The organism is Pseudomonas sp. N40(2020), from assembly GCF_014472415.1.
GTDB lineage: Bacteria > Pseudomonadota > Gammaproteobacteria > Pseudomonadales > Pseudomonadaceae > Aquipseudomonas.
Map to the genome: position 1 here is coordinate 63277 of NZ_JACSZV010000023.1, position 16364 is coordinate 79640.

The 16364-nt window shown below is 60.4% G+C and carries 15 protein-coding genes; 5 read left to right on the top strand and 10 right to left on the bottom strand.

Annotation, left to right across the window (positions count from 1 at the left end):
• Positions 1–2: 2 nt before the first annotated feature.
• Entirely contained in the window at positions 3–1322 is a 1320-nt protein-coding gene (locus IAI51_RS16255; RefSeq protein WP_187679395.1) for an LLM class flavin-dependent oxidoreductase, read from the top strand.
• A gap of 64 nt (positions 1323–1386) precedes the next feature.
• On the top strand, positions 1387–2424 hold the full coding sequence (gene mgrA / locus IAI51_RS16260) for an L-glyceraldehyde 3-phosphate reductase (protein WP_187679396.1): 1038 nt from the start codon (positions 1387–1389) through the stop codon (positions 2422–2424).
• Positions 2425–2634: 210 nt separating this feature from the next.
• Here the strand turns inward: mgrA and tauD are convergent, their stop codons facing one another.
• From tauD to IAI51_RS16295, 7 genes are all read right to left on the bottom strand, one after another.
• Positions 2635–3477: a taurine dioxygenase gene (gene tauD, locus IAI51_RS16265; RefSeq protein WP_187679397.1), complete on the bottom strand. Its 843-nt coding sequence runs from the start codon at positions 3475–3477 to the stop codon at positions 2635–2637.
• A gap of 56 nt (positions 3478–3533) precedes the next feature.
• Positions 3534–4367: a taurine ABC transporter permease TauC gene (gene tauC / locus IAI51_RS16270; RefSeq protein WP_187679398.1), complete on the bottom strand. Its 834-nt coding sequence runs from the start codon at positions 4365–4367 to the stop codon at positions 3534–3536.
• Positions 4364–5158: a taurine ABC transporter ATP-binding subunit gene (gene tauB, locus IAI51_RS16275; protein ID WP_187679399.1), complete on the bottom strand. Its 795-nt coding sequence runs from the start codon at positions 5156–5158 to the stop codon at positions 4364–4366. Before tauB ends, tauC begins: the two co-directional genes overlap by 4 nt.
• Positions 5159–5174: 16 nt before the next feature.
• Positions 5175–6152 (bottom strand): taurine ABC transporter substrate-binding protein, encoded by a 978-nt coding sequence (gene tauA / locus IAI51_RS16280; protein ID WP_187679400.1) that lies wholly within the window; start codon positions 6150–6152, stop codon positions 5175–5177.
• A 168-nt stretch (positions 6153–6320) separates the two neighbouring features.
• A complete protein-coding gene (gene gshA / locus IAI51_RS16285; protein WP_187679401.1) occupies positions 6321–7904 on the bottom strand; it encodes a glutamate--cysteine ligase in 1584 nt (527 codons plus the stop codon).
• A 213-nt stretch (positions 7905–8117) separates the two neighbouring features.
• Positions 8118–8501: a PaaI family thioesterase gene (locus IAI51_RS16290; protein ID WP_187679402.1), complete on the bottom strand. Its 384-nt coding sequence runs from the start codon at positions 8499–8501 to the stop codon at positions 8118–8120.
• The gene (locus tag IAI51_RS16295; protein WP_187679403.1) at positions 8501–10825 is read right to left on the bottom strand and encodes a Tex family protein; all 2325 of its coding nucleotides are present in this window, start codon (positions 10823–10825) and stop codon (positions 8501–8503) included. Before IAI51_RS16295 ends, IAI51_RS16290 begins: the two co-directional genes overlap by 1 nt.
• Positions 10826–11183: 358 nt before the next feature.
• Between IAI51_RS16295 and ompR the strand changes: the two genes are divergently transcribed.
• Entirely contained in the window at positions 11184–11924 is a 741-nt protein-coding gene (ompR, locus tag IAI51_RS16300) for a two-component system response regulator OmpR (RefSeq protein WP_016986271.1), read from the top strand.
• Positions 11925–12039: 115 nt separating this feature from the next.
• Complete coding sequence (locus IAI51_RS16305; protein ID WP_187679404.1) at positions 12040–13353, top strand: ATP-binding protein; 1314 nt, start codon at positions 12040–12042, stop codon at positions 13351–13353.
• 85 nt (positions 13354–13438) lie between these two features.
• Here the strand turns inward: IAI51_RS16305 and rimK are convergent, their stop codons facing one another.
• Complete coding sequence (gene rimK, locus IAI51_RS16310) at positions 13439–14344, bottom strand: 30S ribosomal protein S6--L-glutamate ligase (RefSeq protein ID WP_007949201.1); 906 nt, start codon at positions 14342–14344, stop codon at positions 13439–13441.
• Complete coding sequence (locus IAI51_RS16315) at positions 14341–14802, bottom strand: ATP-dependent zinc protease (RefSeq protein WP_175555634.1); 462 nt, start codon at positions 14800–14802, stop codon at positions 14341–14343. Before IAI51_RS16315 ends, rimK begins: the two co-directional genes overlap by 4 nt.
• A gap of 234 nt (positions 14803–15036) precedes the next feature.
• On the opposite strand from IAI51_RS16315, the gene IAI51_RS16320 reads away from it, so the two are divergent.
• A complete protein-coding gene (locus IAI51_RS16320) occupies positions 15037–15444 on the top strand; it encodes an RNA-binding S4 domain-containing protein (RefSeq protein WP_187679405.1) in 408 nt (135 codons plus the stop codon).
• Between the two features lie 112 nt (positions 15445–15556).
• On the opposite strand, the gene IAI51_RS16325 is transcribed toward IAI51_RS16320, so the two are convergent.
• On the bottom strand, positions 15557–16357 hold the full coding sequence (locus IAI51_RS16325) for a phosphatase PAP2 family protein (RefSeq protein ID WP_187679406.1): 801 nt from the start codon (positions 16355–16357) through the stop codon (positions 15557–15559).
• Positions 16358–16364: the final 7 nt, after the last annotated feature.

The following is a 16364-nucleotide window of genomic DNA, read 5'->3' on the forward strand; positions in this document are numbered from 1 at the left end:
AAATGAGCAGACAGCTGAAACTCGGCGCATTTCTCATGGCCACTGGGCACCACGTCGCCGCGTGGCGTCATCCGGAAGTGCCGGCCAACGCCGGGCTGGATTTCGCCCATTACAAACGGCTCGCGCAGATTGCCGAGGCGGCGAAGTTCGATGCGCTGTTCGTTGCTGACAGCGTCGCTGCGCCGACCCAGGACATTGCCAGCCGCATGGCAAGGTCTGATCACTTCGAACCGCTGACCTTGCTCTCGGCTCTCAGTGCCGTGACCGAGCACATCGGCCTGATCGCCACCGCCACCACCAGTTACAACGAGCCGTATCACGTCGCGCGTAAATTCGCTTCTCTCGATCATTTGTCCGGCGGTCGCGCGGGGTGGAATCTGGTGACCTCCGACAACGCCGCCGAAGCATTGAATTTCGGCCGTGATGAACACATAGGTCATGCCGAACGCTACAGCCGTGCCCGCGAGTTTCATCAGGTCGTCACCGGGCTCTGGGACAGTTGGGCGGACGACGCCTTTCACCGCGACAAGGCCAGTGGCGCGTATTACGACCCGAGCAAACTGCATGTGCTGGATCATGTCGGTGAACACTTTCGGGTCAAAGGTCCGCTGAATGTCGCGCGTTCGCCGCAGGGACAACCGGTGATTGTCCAGGCCGGTTCATCCGAGACCGGCCGCGAACTGGCGGCGCAAACCGCTGAGGTGGTATTCACCGCGCAAACTTCACTGGCCAGCGCTCAGGCGTTTTACAGCGATCTCAAGGGACGCTTGAGCAAGTACGGACGCAGCGCGGATTCGCTGAAAATCATGCCCGGGGTTTTCGTGGTTGTCGGGCAGACGGAAGCCGAAGCGCAGGAAAAATGTGAAACGTTTCAGCAATTAGTCGAACCCGCAGTTGGCGTCGCCTTGCTTGGGCGTATGCTGGGCAACTTCGATTTGTCGAAGTACCCGCTGGACGGGCCGCTGCCGGAGCTGCCGCTGACCGACAGTGGTCAGCAGAGTCGGCAAAAACTGCTGACCGAACTGGCAGGCCGGGAGAACCTGACGCTCGTTGAACTGGGCCGCAAGATTGCCGGTGGGCGAGGGCATTACAGTGTGGTGGGCACGCCTGAACAGATCACCGACCGTTTGCAGGAATGGTTCGAACAGGGCGCGGCGGACGGTTTCAATGTGCTGGTACCGCATCTGCCTGGCGGGCTCGAAGACTTCGCCAATGGCGTGGTGCCGGAACTGCAACGGCGTGGTCTGTTCAGAACTGAGTACGAGGGCCGGACGTTGCGCCAGAATCTAGGCCTTGTCCGACCCGGCAATAGATTTGTGTAACACCCTTGCGAGCAGGCTCGCGAAGCAGTCGACACCCATTTCAAAACAGACAAGAGAGGATTCGATGACTTACACCGCTGCCGAAAACCGCTATGACTCCATCCCTTACCGCCGCGTCGGCCGCAGCGGTCTGGTGCTGCCGGCGCTGTCGTTGGGGCTGTGGCATAACTTCGGCGACAGCACGCCGATCGAGACCCAGCGCGCCTTGCTGCGCACCGCGTTCGACCTGGGGATCAACCACTTCGACCTGGCCAACAACTACGGCCCGCCGTACGGCAGTGCCGAAATCAACTTCGGTCGCCTGCTGCGCGAAGACTTCAAGCAATATCGCGACGAACTGATCATCTCGAGCAAGGCCGGTTGGGACATGTGGCCCGGCCCTTACGGCCAGGGCGGCGGCTCGCGCAAATACGTGCTGGCCAGCCTCGACCAGAGCCTGCAACGCCTCGGTCTGGACTATGTGGATATCTTCTATTCGCACCGCTTCGACCCGGACACTCCGCTGGAAGAAACCGCCAGCGCCCTCGCCACGGCGGTGCAGCAGGGCAAGGCGTTGTACATCGGCATCTCCTCGTATTCCGGGGTGAAAACCCGCGAGATCGCCGCGCTGCTCAAAGAATGGAAAGTGCCGCTGCTGATTCACCAACCGGCGTACAACCTGCTCAATCGTTGGGTGGAAAAGGATCTGCTCGATACCACCGATGAACTCGGCACCGGCGTCATCGCCTTCACGCCATTGGCGCAAGGTCTGCTGACCGACAAATACCTCAACGGCGTGCCGGCGGATGCGCGGGTCAATCGTCCGGGCGGTGGTTCGTTGCAGGCTTCGCACTTGTCCGATGCCAACATCGCCCACGTGCGCGCGTTGAACGAGATCGCCAAACGTCGCGGCCAGAGCCTGGCGCAACTGGCGCTGGCGTGGACGCTGCGTGATCCGCGCGTGACCTCGGCCCTGATCGGCGCGAGCCGGCCGGAGCAGATTATCGAGAACGTCGGTGCGTTGAAGAATTTGAGCTTCAGTGCTGAGGAATTGGCGGAGATTGACGGGTTTGCCCAGGAGGGTGGGATCAATCTTTGGGAGAAGCCTTCGACAGCGGAGTGATCACGAGCGGGGTGTGTCATTCGGATCCTACCCCCTCACCCCAGCCCTCTCCCCCAGGGGGGGCGAGGGGGGAAAGGGAGCCGATCTTAATGCTTTTTAAGCCTGAGTTCGACTCGGTATATCAGGTCGATGTATAGCGACAAAACTACTCGGTCAGTCCCCTCTCCCTCTGGGAGAGGGTTAGGGTGAGGGGCTTTTGCTGTTTAGGGCTCAGCGAAAAAACGGCACATCCCCCAACACCGTAGCCCGCTGCATCACCCGCCGCGCCGGGCGGTAATCATCCACCGCGTAATGCTGCGTCACGCGGTTGTCCCAGAACGCAATATCGTCCTTCTGCCAGCGCCAGCGAATGGTGAACTCCGGCCGCGTCGCATGGGCAAACAGGAACTTCAAAATCGCCTCGCTCTCGGTCTCCGACAGCTCATTGATCTTCGACGTAAAGCCTTCGTTGACGAACAATGAACGCCGCCCGCTCATCGGGTGCGTGCGAATCACCGGGTGCGACAACGGCGGATTCTTGCGCCGTGCCTCTTCCCACTGTGCCAGCGCTTCAGGTGTGTTGCCGTAACGCTCCAGCGGAAACGAGCGAGTGAAATCGTGGGTGGCGGTCAGGCCTTCAAGCAAAGCCTTCAACGGCGCCGACAACGCCTCATACGCGGCAATCCCACTGGCCCACAATGTGTCGCCGCCAAACTCCGGCAGCAACTTGGCGCTGAGCACCGCGCCCATCGCCGGCGTCGGCAGGAAGGTCACGTCCGTGTGCCAGATCGCGTTGTCGCGCACGTCGGTGACGGCGGTATCCAGAATCAGCACTTCCGGTTGTTCCGGCACGTTCGGGTAGATCGGGTGAATGTGCAGATCGCCGAAATAATGAGCGAAGCGCGCCTGTTGCGACGGCTCGATCGGCTGATTGCGGAAGAACAGCACCTGGTACTTGAGCAACGCCTGCTCGATGTCGTCGCGGTGTTCCAGGCTCAACGGCTGGCTGATGTCGACGCCGCTGATCTGTGCGCCGAGGGCCGAGCTTAACGGGGTGATATTCAGGCTGCTCATGGTGGTTCTCTTCAATTTCGGGGCCCCGATGTGTCGGGGTAGTCAATACTGAACAATCAGTGCGCCTGGCCGTGCCATGGCACCAGTTTGCGTTGCAGGGCGCGCAGGCCCATTTCCATGGCGAAGGCGATCAGGGCGATGACCAGAATCCCCAGCACAACCACATCGGTGACCAGAAATTGCGCGGCCGATTGCACCATGAAGCCCAAGCCGCTGGTGGCCGCGATCAGTTCGGCAGCCACCAGCGTTGACCAACCGACGCCCAGACCAATGCGCACACCGGTAAGAATGTCCGGCAGTGCGCTCGGCAAAATCACATGACGAATCAGCTGCGCGCGGGTGGCGCCGAGCGACTGCGCGGCGCGCAATTTCGCCGGGTCGACGGTGCGTACGCCGGTCGCGGTGGCAATCGCAATCGGGGCGAAAATCGCCAGGTAGATCAGCAGCACTTTCGACAACTCACCGATGCCGCACCAGATCACGATCAGCGGCAGATAGGCGAGCGGTGGGATAGGGCGGTAGAACTCGATCAGCGGATCGAGCACGCCACGGGCGATGCGATTAGCGCCGATGGCGATGCCCACCGGCACGGCGGTGAGAATCGCAAAACCCAAGCCCAGGCCGATACGACTCAGGCTCGCGCCCAAGTGCTGCCACAGGGTCGAGTCCATATAACCCGCAGTCGCCAGCAACCAGCCTTTTTGCAGCACGGCGGAGGGCGGCGGCAGGAACAGCGGCTCAATCAATCCAGTGGCGGTCACCGCCCACCAGATCACCAGCAAGGCGAACAAGGTCAGCAGGCTGATCCAGCGCGTGCTGAGGCGGCGGCGCACCGGGATTGCCACCGAAGAGCTTTTCACCGCAGGGGCGGAAACGTCGTAACTGCTCATGCGCGCTCCTGCCGTTGAACGGCGCTGCGTTGCGAAAACACTTTGCTGAGCACGTGTTCGCGGGTTTCGATAAAACGCGGGTCGGACTTGATCGCGCGGGCAGACTCACCGGCGGCGTAACGCTGGCCGAAATCCAGGTGCAGACGCTCGACGATCTGCCCCGGATTCGGCGCGAGCAGAATCAAATCAGTGGCGAGGAAAACCGCTTCTTCAATGTCGTGGGTAATCAGGAAAACCGGTTTGGCGGTACGTTGCCAGACTTGCAGCAACAGCTCCTGCATCTGTTCGCGGGTGAAGGCGTCGAGGGCGCCGAAGGGTTCGTCCATCAGCAACACGCGCGGGTCGGCAGCGAGGGCGCGGGCGAGGCCGACGCGTTGTTTCTGGCCGCCGGAAAGCTGCCAGACGCGGCGGTTCTCGAAACCTGAGAGATCGACCAGCGCGAGCATCTCGCGGGCGCGCTGTTCGCGTTTGTGCTTGGCGACACCGGCCAGTTCAAGACCGAAAGCCACGTTGGCCAACACATCCTGCCAAGGCAACAGGGCGTCGTCCTGGAACACCACGCCGCGTTCGGCGCTCGGGCCTTTGACCGGCACGCCGTCGAGGGTGATGCGCCCGGCACTCGGTTCGACGAAACCGGCAATCAGGTTCAACAGCGAAGTCTTGCCACTGCCGGAAGGGCCGAGGGCCACCAGCAATTGCTGAGGCCCCAGGGTCAGAGAGATATCCGCCAGCACCGGTTCCGGGCTGCCCGGGTACTGTGCGCTGATGCGCTCCAGCTGTAGCAAGGCCATCACTGTTAACTCCCGATCAGTTGGTGATGTATTTGGCGCTGACGTACGGCGCGTAGTCCGGCAGAACGGCTTCGACCTTGCCCTGTTCTTTGAGGAACGCTGCGGTGTCGGTGATGGCTTTGGTGGTCGGCGCGCCGAGGTCGCTGACCTGATCCGCCGCCAGTGGGTAGACGTTGCCTTGCAGCAGCAATGGAATGTCGCTGGCCTTGGCGCCGGAGAGCTTCACCAGTTTGTCGACGTTGGATTGATTGGCGAGCCAGGCTTTCGGGTCTTTACGGTAATCGGCGTAAGCGTCGAGGGTGACTTTGGCGAACGCGGTGACGATTTCCGGGTGCTTCTCGGCGAAATCTTTACGCACGATCCACGCATCGAAAGTCGGCGCGCCGTACTTGGCCAGTTCACCAGAAGTGATCAGTACTTTGCCGTTTTCCTTGGCCACGCCCAGAGCTGGGTCCCACACGTAAGTGGCGTCGATATCACCGCGTTTCCACGCCGCGATGATCGCTGGCGGGGCGAGGTTGAGCACGGTGACTTTCGACGGATCGATGTTCCAGTGCTTCAGTGCGGCGAGCAGGCTGTAGTGACCGGTGGACACAAATGGCACGGCGATTTTCTTGCCGATCAGATCTTGCGGGGTCTTGATGCCGGAACCGTCGCGGGCAACCAGCGCTTCGGCGGCGCCGATCTGGGTGGCGATGAGGAACGTTTCCACCGGGACTTTGCGGGTGATCGCCGCCGTCAGCGGGCTCGAACCGAGGTAACCGATCTGCACGTCACCGGAGGCAATGGCCGCGATGATGTCGGCACCGTTGTCGAATTTGCGCCAGCTGATGTCGGCTTTGGTGGCTTTCTCATAAGCGCCGTCAGCCTGGGCGACTTTCGCCGGGTCAACGGTGGTCTGGTAAGCGACAGTGAGGTCGGCAGCCTGCGCCAGGAAGCTCGCGGCAGCCAGAGAGGCCACGGCCAGCAGGCGAAGCGGGAAATTCAGTTTCATTGAAGAGCTCCATATCAGGCGACCGAGCGTCGGCGAGATAGGAGACTAAATGATCTAAGAATCCAAAAATAAATAACTTTTTAGAATGAGCTTATGAGCGGAAAAATCTAAGGCTCGGCGGATATTGATCGTTCCCACGCTCTGCGTGGGAACGATCCAAGGCGACGCTTAGTTGCTGATTGCGAGAATGCTCGCCTGATACGACCCGACAAACACATCAAAATCGCCCACTTCGTTCTGCTCCAGCTCAGCCTGCGCCGCCAGAGAAGAACGCGCCACCTCCTCAAATTTCGCCTGTTCTTCGGGCTTCAAAGGCTCGCTGCGGAAGAACTCCGCATGCGCCTGGCTCTGACGCAGGGAGAACTGCGCGAAGCTTTCCTTGTGTTCAGCCATTGCTGCCAGCACTTGCGCCGACGGTGTCAGCGACGGGTCTTTGACCTTGGCCAGCTGCGTATCCAGCGCCTTGCTGTGCGCATCGCCGCCATGGCTCTGATCCAGCAGCGCCGCCAGCGGCGCAATCTGTTCCAACAGCTCGGCCGCCCAAACCTTCAGCTCGACCGGCTGACCGTCGCGCTGCAATTGCAGGCCCAGACGGCGACCTTCCTTGACCACGCTGAGGAAGTTCGACGTGGCGTTGCCGCAGGAGTTGTTGGTCAGCAGGGGGCTGTCGTTCAACGCGCAATACAGCAGGAACGCATCGAGGAAGCGCGACTCGGTGAGGTCGATGCCCATTGGCAGGAACGGGTTGATGTCCAGGCAACGTACTTCAACGTACTGAATGCCACGGGCCACGAGCGCCTGAATAGGCCGCTCGCCGGTGTACGTCACGCGTTTCGGGCGGATGTTGGAGTAGTACTCGTTTTCGATCTGCAGGATGTTGGTGTTCAGCTGAACCCACTCGCCATCCTGATGCGTGCCGACCTCAACGTACGGCGGGTACGGGGTGGCCACGGCTTTGCGCAAGCTGTCGGTGTAGCTCGCCAGATCGTTGTAGCACGGCGTCAGGCCGGCCTGGGCGTTGCTCTGGTAACCGAGGTCGCTCATGCGCAGGCTGGTGGCGTAGGGCAGATACAGGGTGTCCGGGTCCAGTTGTTCCAGTTGATGCGAACGACCGCGCAGGAAACCGGCATCCAGCGCCGGCGAAGCACCGAACAGGTACATCAGCAGCCAGCTGTAGCGACGGAAGTTGCGGATCAGTGCGATATAGGACGACGACTGGAAATCCCGGTCGGTGCCGACGAAACCCTCGGCTTCTTTCAGCAGCGGCCAGAGTTTTTCCGGCAGGGAAAAGTTGTAGTGAATCCCGGCGATGCACTGCATGGTCTTGCCGTAACGCAGGGCCAGGCCTTTGCGGTAGACGTACTTGAGCTGACCGATGTTGGACGTGCCGTAGTAGGCGATCGGGATGTCTTCCTCGGCCGGCAACGGGCACGGCATCGATGGGCTCCACAGGTACTCGCTGCCGAGTTTGCTGTAGGCAAAACGATGAATCTTGTCCAGGCTCGCCAGCGTGTCCGCCGGGTCGGGCAGGGCAGGCGTGATGAATTCCAGCAGCGACTCGGAATAGTCGGTGGTGATTTGTTCGTTGGTCAGCGCGGAACCCAATGCTTCCGGGTGCGGCGTTTGCGCCAGTCGACCTTCGCTGGTCACGCGCAGGCATTCACGTTCGATACCGTGGAGGCACTGTTCGAGCAGAGAGAGGTTGGCGCGCTCACCGAGCAGAGCCAGGCGGCGGTTGAGAAGTTCGCTCAATTTGGATTCCTTCACGCGTCAGTCGCCCCAATATGGGGGTGGGCAGGACGGTCTACAAGGGTGAAGTTGAAACTGGCGTTTTCGCCTGGTTTTTGAGCCATAAAGGCCCGTGCCGATTGCCAACTTCACTCCTTGAATCTGGCTATTACGCACGCGGAAAAGTTCGACGCCGCAGACGCAGCGCCGAAATTAACTCAAATTGATGGCCACAAGCTACAGGACAGCGAACGTGCCTTGCGCTTTTGCGACCAGTTTGTCGCCCTGCATCACATCGGCTTCGACCACCAACGTGCGGCGACCCGGGTGGATCACCCGCGCCGTGCACAGCACCTCACCGTCGGAAACGGCGCGGATGTAGTTGATCTTGCACTCGATGGTCGCGCTCTGCTGATCGAAACCGTGGGTGCTGGAACAGGCCAGCCCCATGGCGATATCGACCAGACTGAACAGCGCGCCGCCATGCAATTTGCCGCCGCGGTTGCGCAGTTCGGGTTCCAGCCCCAGGGCGACTTGCGCCACCCCGGTTTCCAGGCTGTGCAGGCGGCAGCCCAACAGCTTGAAAAACGCGCTCTCGACGAGCCCGGCCGGAATCTCCATCAGCGTTTCTTCAACTGCTTGGCGTTGGCGAACAGCGACGCCATCGCGTTGTTCACTGGCGCGGCGGTGGCGGTTTCCTTGCGTGGCGCGTTGTTCGAAGGCTGGCGTTGTGCCGAGCCCGGACGCGAGCCACGGGCGCCATCGATCTTCTCGCCCGGGGTGTCGCCCATGCGCATCGACAGGCCGACGCGTTTGCGCGGAATATCGACTTCCATGACCTTCACTTTCACCACGTCACCGGCCTTCACCGCTTCGCGCGGATCTTTGATGAACTTCTCCGACAGTGCCGAGATGTGCACAAGACCATCCTGATGCACGCCGATGTCGACGAATGCGCCGAACGCGGTCACGTTGGTCACGACACCCTCGAGGATCATCCCCAGTTGCAGGTCTTTGAGGTCTTCGACGCCTTCCTGGAACTCGGCAGTCTTGAATTCCGGACGCGGGTCGCGGCCCGGTTTTTCCAGCTCCTGGAGGATGTCGGTCACGGTCGGCAGACCGAAGGTCTCGTCGGTGAACTTCTTCGGGTCCAGGCGCTTTAGGAAACCGGCATCGCCGATCAGCGATCGAATGTCACGGTCGGTTTCAGCGGCAATGCGCTGCACCAGTGGATAGGCTTCCGGGTGAACCGCCGAGGAATCCAGCGGGTTGTCGCCGTTCATCACGCGCAAGAAACCGGCGGCCTGTTCGAAGGTTTTTTCGCCCAGACGCGCGACTTTCTTCAGCGCTGCGCGGGTTTTGAACGCGCCGTGCTCGTCGCGGTGCGCCACGATGTTCTGCGCCAGTGTTGCGTTGAGGCCGGAGATCCGCGCCAGCAGGGCCACGGAGGCAGTGTTCACGTCGACGCCGACGGCGTTCACGCAGTCCTCGACCACAGCGTCCAGACCACGTGCCAGTTTCAGTTGGGACACGTCGTGCTGGTACTGGCCGACACCGATGGATTTCGGGTCGATCTTCACCAGCTCGGCCAGTGGATCCTGCAAGCGACGGGCAATCGACACCGCGCCACGGATCGACACGTCCAGATCCGGGAACTCCTTGGCTGCCAGTTCCGACGCCGAGTACACCGATGCGCCGGCCTCGGAGACCATGACCTTGGTCATCTTCATGGCTGGATATTTTTTGATCAGCTCGATCGCCAGTTTGTCGGTTTCGCGGCTGGCGGTGCCGTTGCCGATGGCGATCAGGTCAACCGAGTGCTTGGCGCACAGGGCCGCCAGAATGGCGATGGTCTGATCCCATTTGTTGTGCGGCACGTGCGGGTAAACCGTGGCGTGATCCAGCAGTTTGCCGGTCGAATCGACCACCGCTACCTTGCAACCGGTGCGCAGGCCCGGGTCGAGACCCAGCGTTGTGCGCGGGCCGGCCGGCGCGGCCAGCAGCAGGTCGTGCAGGTTGTGGGCGAACACGTTGATTGCCTCGGTTTCGGCGCCGTCGCGCAACTCGCCCAGCAGGTCGGTTTCCAGGTGGGTGTAGAGCTTGACCTTCCAGGTCCAGCGCACCACTTCACCCAGCCATTTGTCGGCCTGACGGTTCTGGTTCTGGATACCGAATTGCTGGCCGATCATGCCTTCGCACGGGTGCATGGTGCCCGGCAGTTCGTCGCCGACTTTCAGCGCGGAGCTGAGAATGCCTTCGTTGCGGCCACGGAAAATCGCCAGTGCGCGGTGCGATGGCATGCTTTTCAGTGGCTCGTCGTGTTCGAAGTAGTCGCGGAACTTCGCGCCTTCCTCTTCCTTGCCGGCAATCACGCGGGCACTGAGGGTCGCTTCCTGCTTGAGATAGTTACGCAGTTTTTCCAGCAGGCTGGCGTCTTCGGCGAAGCGTTCCATCAGGATGTATTTGGCGCCTTCCAGCGCAGCCTTCACATCGGCCACACCTTTTTCGGCGTCGACAAAGCGTGCGGCTTCGCTTTCCGGGGCCAGGTTCGGGTCGTTGAACAGGCCGTCGGCCAAGTCGCCGAGGCCGGCTTCCAGGGCGATCTGGCCCTTGGTGCGGCGCTTCTGCTTGTACGGCAGGTACAAGTCTTCGAGGCGGGTCTTGGTGTCGGCGAGCTTGATGTCGCGCTCAAGAGCAGGGGTGAGTTTGCCTTGCTCTTCGATGCTGGCGAGGATGCTGATGCGCCGTTCGTCGAGTTCTCGCAGGTAGCGCAGGCGCTCTTCCAGATGACGCAACTGGGTGTCATCGAGGCTGCCGGTGACTTCTTTCCGGTAACGGGCGATGAAGGGAACGGTAGAGCCTTCATCGAGTAGCGCGACGGCCGCTTCGACCTGTTGTGGGCGTACGCCGAGTTCCTCGGCGATGCGGCTGTTGATGCTGTCCATAAAACCACCTGACATATTGTGAAAGCAGGCTCGCAGGCACGGAAATAAAGGCCCGGAGTCTGGTTGAGCGGCATGAAGATGGCCGCTGCCTGGGTCAAAAGGCAGCCCATTGACCCGTGAAATCGAACAATTACTGCGCTGGCCTGGAAAAAATACCGGCCACTTGCGGTAACGATTCAGACGTTGCCTGGCACAAAACGCCGCGCATTATAACCAGCGTTCTGTCATTCGGGGGCGTTGCAGTCTGTAGGCATAAACCCCGGTTTTCTGGCAGTGAAGGAAAAATCTGCTAACAATGCACACGGTGCGTATAACGGCAGCTACGCCATAATGCGCGCCGAGCTAAAAGGAGCATCCAATGAGCAGCACTGCACAAACTGCTGAAGGCGAAAAAATTCTCATCGTTGACGACGATCCGGGGCTGAGCAGCCTGCTGGAACGTTTTTTCGTCAGCAAGGGCTATCGTGCCCGTACCGTACCGAACACCGAGCAGATGGATCGTCTGCTGTCGCGTGAAGTCTTCAATCTGGTCGTCCTCGACCTGATGCTGCCCGGCGAAGATGGCTTGACCGCATGCCGTCGTCTGCGAGCAGCGAATAACCAGATTCCGATCATCATGCTCACCGCCAAAGGCGATGAGATGAGCCGCATCAAGGGCCTGGAACTGGGCGCCGACGATTATCTGGCCAAGCCGTTCAACCCGGACGAGCTGATGGCCCGGGTCAAGGCTGTTCTGCGTCGTCAGGCCGCCCCGGTACCGGGCGCGCCGGGCAGCGAAGACGAAAACGTCACCTTCGGTGATTACGTGTTGTCGCTGGCCACCCGCGAACTGAAACGCGGCGACGAAGTACACATGCTCACCACCGGTGAGTTTGCGGTGCTCAAGGCCTTGGTCATGAACGCGCGTCAGCCACTGACCCGCGACAAGCTGATGAACCTGGCCCGTGGTCGTGAGTGGGATGCGCTGGAGCGTTCCATCGACGTGCAGATTTCGCGTCTGCGCCGGATGATCGAGCCTGATCCGTCCAAACCGCGCTATATCCAGACTGTCTGGGGCGTGGGCTACGTGTTCGTACCGGATGGCGCCGCCACCAAGTGATCGGTGATTTGTAGGAGCGGGTCTGTCGGGACTTGGCCATAATGGCCATCCCCGCAGACTCGCAATCCGCAATATGCGAGCATTGCTCGCTCCTGCAAGTGTGTAGCGGTTATTGATGAAGACCCCCGTCTGGTTTCCCCAAAGTTTTTTCTCCCGCACCCTCTGGCTGGTGCTTATCGTCGTGCTGTTTTCCAAAGCGCTGACCCTGGTTTATCTGTTGATGAACGAGGACGTGCTGGTGGATCGCCAATACAGCCACGGCGTCGCTCTGACGCTGCGCGCCTATTGGGCGGCTGACGAAGAAAATCGCGCGAAGATCGCTGATGCCTCAACCCTGATCCGGGTGGTGGGTGCCGGTGTGCCGGAAGGCGAACAGCACTGGCCGTACAGCGAGATCTACCAGCGGCAAATGCAGGCAGAGCTGGGCGCGGATACGGAAGTGCGATTACGCATGCATTCGCCGCCGGCGCTCTGGGTCCGTGCGCCGAGCCTCGGTGATGGCTGGTTGAAAGTCCCGCTGTACCCGCATCCACTGCGCGGCCAGAAAATCTGGAACGTGCTTGGCTGGTTCCTGGCGATTGGTTTGCTGTCGACGGCGTCGGCGTGGATTTTCGTCAGCCAGCTCAACCAACCCTTGAAACGACTGGTCTATGCCGCCCGGCAACTCGGCCAGGGCCGCAGTGTGCGTCTGCCGATCAGTGACACGCCTAGCGAAATGACCGAGGTATATCGCGCCTTCAACCAGATGGCCGAAGACGTCGAACAGGCCGGGCGTGAGCGCGAGCTGATGCTGGCCGGGGTTTCCCATGACTTGCGCACGCCGTTGACTCGATTGCGGCTGTCGCTGGAGTTGATGGGCGATCGCAACGACCTGACCGACGACATGGTGCGCGACATCGAAGACATGGATGCGATTCTCGACCAGTTCCTCGCGTTTATTCGCGATGGTCGCGACGAGTCGGTGGAAGAGGTGGACCTCAGCGATCTGGTGCGTGAAGTGGCGGCGCCGTACAACCAGAGCGAAGAAAAGGTTCGCCTGCGTCTGGAGCCGATCCAGCCGTTTCCGTTGCGTCGGGTTTCGATGAAGCGCTTGCTGAACAACTTGATCGGCAATGCCTTGAATCATGCGGGCAGCGGCGTCGAAGTCGCGGCTTATGTGTCTGGTGACACCAGCGCGCCGTATGTGGTGCTGAGTGTGATGGACCGTGGGGCGGGGATTGATCCGTCGGAGCTTGAGGCGATTTTCAACCCGTTTACCCGAGGCGATCGTGCGCGGGGCGGCAAGGGCACGGGGTTGGGTCTGGCGATTGTGAAGCGGATTGCTTCGATGCATGGCGGCAATGTCGAGTTGCGCAACCGGTCCGGGGGTGGATTGGAAGCGCGAGTGCGTTTGCCATTGGGCTTGATGTTGCCGCGGGATGCTGTTTAAACGCTGAAAAAGATCGCAGCTTCCGGCAGCTCCACATGGGAATGCATACCCTGTGGGAGCTGCCGGAGGCTGCGATCTTTTGCTTTTAACCTTTGCCTTTGGTCCGGGTCATATTCGGCCCGCCATTCTTCTCAAGATGCTCAATGATGATCCCCGCCACATTCTTCCCGGTGGTGGTCTCGATCCCCTCCAGCCCCGGCGATGAGTTCACTTCCATCACCAGCGGCCCGTGATTGGAGCGCAGGATATCCACACCCGCTACCGCCAGGCCCATGACCTTGGCCGCACGTAAAGCGGTCATGCGTTCTTCCGGTGTGATCTTGATCAGACTGGCGCTGCCGCCGCGGTGCAGGTTGGAGCGGAATTCACCCGGTTTGGCCTGACGCTTCATCGCCGCGATCACCTTGTCGCCAACCACGAAGCAGCGGATATCCGCACCGCCGGCCTCCTTGATGTACTCCTGGACCATGATGTTCTGCTTCAGGCCCATGAACGCTTCGATCACCGACTCGGCGGCGGTCGCGGTTTCACACAGCACCACACCAATGCCCTGAGTGCCTTCCAGCACTTTGATCACCAGTGGTGCGCCATTGACCATGTCGATCAGGTCGGGGATGTCATCCGGAGAGTGGGCAAAACCTGTCACCGGCAAACCGATGCCACGACGTGACAGCAATTGCAGAGAACGCAATTTGTCCCGCGAACGGGCGATGGCCACCGATTCATTCAGCGGAAACACCCCCATCATTTCGAACTGACGCAGCACTGCGCAGCCATAGAACGTCACCGACGCACCGATCCGCGGGATCACCGCATCAAAGCCTTCCAGCGGTTTGCCGCGATAGTGGATCTGCGGCTTGTGGCTGGCGATGTTCATGTAGGCGCGCAAGGTGTCGATCACGACCATTTCATGCCCGCGCTCGGTGCCGGCTTCGACCAGACGACGGGTGGAATACAGACGCGGGTTACGCGACAGCACAGCGATCTTCATGCAACACCTGTTGAGGAGGTAGATACCGGGAACACCGGCTTGTCTTGTACATATTTGATGCCCGGATTGACCACCAGGTGGCCGTCGATCAAGGCTTTGGAACCGAGCAACAGGCGATAGCGCATGGACTTGCGGCAGGCGAGGGTGAACTCGATCGGCCAGACCCGATCACCCAGAGCCAGCGTCGTGCTGATCACATAGCGTTCCTGGGCATGGCCATTGGAGCTTTTAATGGTTTTGCGCGTCACCAGTGGCGCTTCACAGCGCCGGTGACGCAACTGCACCACCGTGCCCAGGTGCGCGGTAAAACGCACCCACTTCTCGCCGTCGCGTTCGAACGGCTCGATGTCGGTGGCATGCAGGCTGGAGGTACTGGCACCGGTGTCGATTTTTGCTCGCAGGCCCGCGACTCCCAAATCCGGGAGCGCCACCCACTCGCGCAGACCGACAACGGTCAAATGGTCAAATGTCTTCAAAAAAATGCTCAACCGTGACAACCGATCAGCCCGCAGGGGCCGGATTTGCGGTATTCACGCAGAATAATGGGTAAAAGGCGACAGATATCTACAGCCCGGAATACCAGCCCCTGAAGCAGGCGCCGGAATGCATGCATTGTAATCCGGGATGCTGCAATTCATGGCACGACAGAAACGGTAGTACAGTTCACCAATATTTCAGAATGAGGACATTCCATGGCACAAAAAAGCGAAGAGGACGACAAGGTCCGTCTCGATAAGTGGCTATGGGCAGCGCGTTTTTATAAAACACGTGCCTTGGCCAAAGCAGCGATCGAGAGTGGCAAGGTGCATTGTCGAGGCGAGCGCTGCAAGCCTGGCAAAGAGCCACGCATCGGCGATGAATTCGAGATCCGCACCGGCTTCGAAGTGCGCACGGTGAGGGTCGAAGCCTTGTCGATCGTGCGTCGTGGCGCGCCTGAGGCACAGACGCTATATGCAGAAACCGAGGTGAGTGTTGAAAAACGCGAAGCGGCTGCGGCGATGCGCAAGGCGGGTGCGTTGGGCGTGAGCACCGACGGCAAGCCGAGCAAAAAACAGCGGCGGGATCTGTTTAAGTTTCGGGGTAACAGCAGCAGCGAGTAGGGCGTCACTGCCTCTTCGCGAGCAGGCTCGCTCCCAAGAAGATTGCATTCCAATGTGGGAGCGAGCTTGCTCGCGAATCAAGTGCGCGGCACCCGCCATGAACAACTCGATATCAGGCGCTACGCATCACACTCATCCGCGAAACAACCGGCAGTTTGCCGAGCAGATTGAAAATCGGCGCCGTCACCTTCAGCCAGAAATTCGCCGCGTGATACGCAAACGGCGTGTAATAACCCCAGCCCAACGCCCACACCGCCAGCAACACACCGCCGATGTAATCGTCCTGACCCCAATGCGCGCCGGCCACCAGTCGCGGCAGCATGAACAGCAAGGTCAGACCCCAGATCGTCAGGAACTGGCCAGCCGTGCGGCTGAACACGCCCATGAACAGTGCCCAGATCAGCAACACCGAAGCGTGATCACCGGGGAAGCTCTGGCTCGAGCGATCCTTCAGCTCCCAGGTCTTCTCCAGATGTGGAAAGTAGTCGCTCAGGTGAACGGCGCCTTCAAGCACCATCGACGGGCTGCTGTGCTGCCAGTCCATGTGGTCGGCGAATTTGGAAAACAGTGCGCGGATCACCACCATCAACAGCAGGATCGAGAAAAAACCGAAAAATGCCCGACGTACATCAATCGCCTTGAACACCCAGTCGCCCTTGATCAGCAGCATCAGCAGAATCAGCCCGACCACAATGTCGAACGGGCGCAGACTTGCAATTGCCCAGATGTGGAGCCATATCGTGTTGCTGGCCAGCGGTGCATTGAGCGAGCGGAACAGCCACTCGTCGAAAATCACACACAGCGAGTTGCCCGTAGGCCATAACCAGAAAGCCAGTAGCGCTAATGGCACTACGTTGCACAGAACCAGCCGGCCGAGGTTCCACCTTGATTGGAACAAACCCGGATTGTTCATAAAATGC

Coding starts and splice junctions, on each gene's coding strand:
- IAI51_RS16255 (WP_187679395.1), top strand. CDS start 3: ATGAGCAGACAGCTGAAACTCGGCGCATTTCTCATGGCCACTGGGCAC.
- mgrA (WP_187679396.1), top strand. CDS start 1,387: ATGACTTACACCGCTGCCGAAAACCGCTATGACTCCATCCCTTACCGC.
- tauD (WP_187679397.1), bottom strand. CDS start 3,477: ATGAGCAGCCTGAATATCACCCCGTTAAGCTCGGCCCTCGGCGCACAG.
- tauC (WP_187679398.1), bottom strand. CDS start 4,367: ATGAGCAGTTACGACGTTTCCGCCCCTGCGGTGAAAAGCTCTTCGGTG.
- tauB (WP_187679399.1), bottom strand. CDS start 5,158: ATGGCCTTGCTACAGCTGGAGCGCATCAGCGCACAGTACCCGGGCAGC.
- tauA (WP_187679400.1), bottom strand. CDS start 6,152: ATGAAACTGAATTTCCCGCTTCGCCTGCTGGCCGTGGCCTCTCTGGCT.
- IAI51_RS16290 (WP_187679402.1), bottom strand. CDS start 8,501: ATGGAGATTCCGGCCGGGCTCGTCGAGAGCGCGTTTTTCAAGCTGTTG.
- IAI51_RS16295 (WP_187679403.1), bottom strand. CDS start 10,825: ATGGACAGCATCAACAGCCGCATCGCCGAGGAACTCGGCGTACGCCCA.
- ompR (WP_016986271.1), top strand. CDS start 11,184: ATGAGCAGCACTGCACAAACTGCTGAAGGCGAAAAAATTCTCATCGTT.
- IAI51_RS16305 (WP_187679404.1), top strand. CDS start 12,040: ATGAAGACCCCCGTCTGGTTTCCCCAAAGTTTTTTCTCCCGCACCCTC.
- rimK (WP_007949201.1), bottom strand. CDS start 14,344: ATGAAGATCGCTGTGCTGTCGCGTAACCCGCGTCTGTATTCCACCCGT.
- IAI51_RS16320 (WP_187679405.1), top strand. CDS start 15,037: ATGGCACAAAAAAGCGAAGAGGACGACAAGGTCCGTCTCGATAAGTGG.
- IAI51_RS16325 (WP_187679406.1), bottom strand. CDS start 16,357: ATGAACAATCCGGGTTTGTTCCAATCAAGGTGGAACCTCGGCCGGCTG.